Origin of the sequence: Psychrobacter urativorans, assembly GCF_904846695.1 — a bacterium.
GTDB lineage: Bacteria > Pseudomonadota > Gammaproteobacteria > Pseudomonadales > Moraxellaceae > Psychrobacter > Psychrobacter urativorans.
This window is the reverse complement of record NZ_CAJHBR010000050.1, coordinates 1-2,249: the sequence shown is the minus strand read 5'-3', so window position 1 is coordinate 2,249 and position 2,249 is coordinate 1. Positions and strand designations below refer to the sequence as shown.

The window sequence follows — 2,249 nt, the reverse complement described above, 5'->3', positions numbered from 1 at the left end:
GAGCTATGCTGAAGAAACCGTACAAGTAAACTTGGTAAACTAAGCATATTAATCGGAGTTTATCATGGTCAAGAAAATAAGAACCTATAGCACAGAATTTAAAGCTGAAGCCGTTAAGAAGATATCAGACAATAATGGCAATATCTCAGCAACCGCAAAGCAGCTTGGCATTGCCATGCAAACGCTATCGAATTGGCATAACAAAGCCAACCAAGGCAAGCTCAAAGGCACAGAGCAATACGACCCTGATCTTATGACAGCTCTTCAAGAAATAAAGCAGCTCAAACGACAGCTCAAAGTTGCCGAAGAGGAGCGAGAGATACTAAATGAGGAGGGATAAAGCGAAGCACTGCTTCGCCCCGACGCAAGGGGAGAGCTATGCTCGAGTGAGGCGACGGCGTACTTCGCGAAAAACAGCTAGTCAGGTACGCCTTCATCAAAGATAACCAGCACTTCTTTACCATCACCACTATGTGCCGCGTGCTAAGGGTTAAGCATTCAAGTTACTACGACTGGCTGAGTCGCGATATCAGCGAGCAGCAGATACATCGCAACCATTGTGAGCTACTCGTTAAAGCCGCTCACAGTGAAACTCATGAGCGCTATGGTGTTGAGCGTCTGCATGCGCATCTAAGTGAGCAAGGTCATAACATCAGTCCCTACATGGTCAGAAGCATCAAAGAGGAATACAGCATCAAATGCCGTCGCCACAAACGCTTTAAAGTCACCACCGACTCCAATCACAACAAACTGGTCTATCCAAACGTGTTGGATCAAGAGTTTGATGCCAGTCGCCCTAACCAAGCGTGGGCCAGTGACATCACCTATATTTGGACGCTTGAGGGCTGGTTGTATTTAGCGGGAGTCAAAGATTTATATACCAAAGAGCTGGTCGGCTATGCGATCAATAAGCGAATGACCGCAGATCTAGTATGCAAAGCATTGAACATGGCCATCAAGAATAAACAACCAAGCAAAGGGCTAGTCGTTCACTCTGACAGAGGCAGTCAGTACTGTAGCCATGCTTACCACAAGATCATCAAGCAGCATCAGTTTACAGGTTCAATGAGCGGTAAAGGCAACTGCTTTGACAACGCACCCATAGAAAGCTTCTGGGGCATATTGAAGAACGAGCTAGTATATCACCAAGACTATAAAACAAGGTTTGCAGCTATCAGAGATATCATTGGATATATTGAGTTATATTATAATCAGACTAGGATTCAAAAGGGTTTAGGCTATAAATCGCCAAGACAGGTGTGGTTTGATTATTATCGTCAGGCTGCGTAATCAAAATCTCCCAAGTTTATATATACGGGATTGACGGCAGGGGTCACCTAACCATGGTTTATTATTTATGATAACTTTGAAACAATTACGCTGCTTTGTGACAGTCGTAAAAACAGGTGGGTTTCTTCAAGCCAGTATTCAACTCAATTTAACCCAACCCACCGTTACCAAATCTATCAGTAATCTTGAAGAATATTTAGGCGTAGCTCTGTTTGATAAGCCTTTGACTCATAGAAAAAAGCGGCTAGTTAATTTAACGGAAATTGGCGAACACCTCTATATTCAAGCAGTTGATATCTTACAAAAGGCAGATAATCTTGAACAAACAGTAGTAGATTATCAGCAATTAATAGGTGGTAAATTGCGTTTGGGGATTTCACCGTTAGGCAGTGAAATACTAAGCAAAGCTATTTTTAACTTTTATCAAATGCATCCTAGTATAGAAACTTCACTTATCGAAGATGGTGCTGAGTCACTTAAGCAGGCCCTTCTAGAGGGGCAACTTGATGTGGCAACATTGATGAAGCCGATTGACGATGATTTTGACTACTTGTCGATATGTTGCTATCCAGTGGTGGTCGTAGCAAATAAAAACCGTATGGGTAAGCAAAAAACCAAGGTAACACTTAAGTCACTATCAAATGCACCCCTAATTTTATTTACCTCCAATTCATCATTTACTCCGATGATTATAGAAAACTGTCAATCACTAGGTTTTGAACCTAATATTATTTGCCAAACCAATCAGTGGCACTTGCTTCTTGACATGGTGAAACAGGATATGGGCGTGACTCTTTTGCCTCAATATTATACTCAAAAGTTGGATTTAACAGGATTAGTCTGCTTGCCACTAACCCAACCTCAGTTAAAATGGGAGCTTGTCATGGCTTGGCGCCGTCATCGCTTGCTTACACCAAGTATGCAAGCTTGGCTTGATATCATAAGCAAAAATAAATCAC

General features: G+C 42.2%; 1 protein-coding gene and 1 pseudogene. Both read left to right on the top strand.

Annotated features, from left to right (window positions below; genetic code table 11):
• Positions 1–64 precede the first annotated feature (64 nt).
• Positions 65–1,290 (top strand): annotated as a pseudogene (locus tag JMY09_RS14255) (IS3 family transposase).
• A gap of 67 nt (positions 1,291–1,357) precedes the next feature.
• On the top strand, positions 1,358–2,249 hold an 892-nt coding region (locus tag JMY09_RS14250; protein ID WP_201624604.1), incomplete at its 3' end, for a LysR family transcriptional regulator.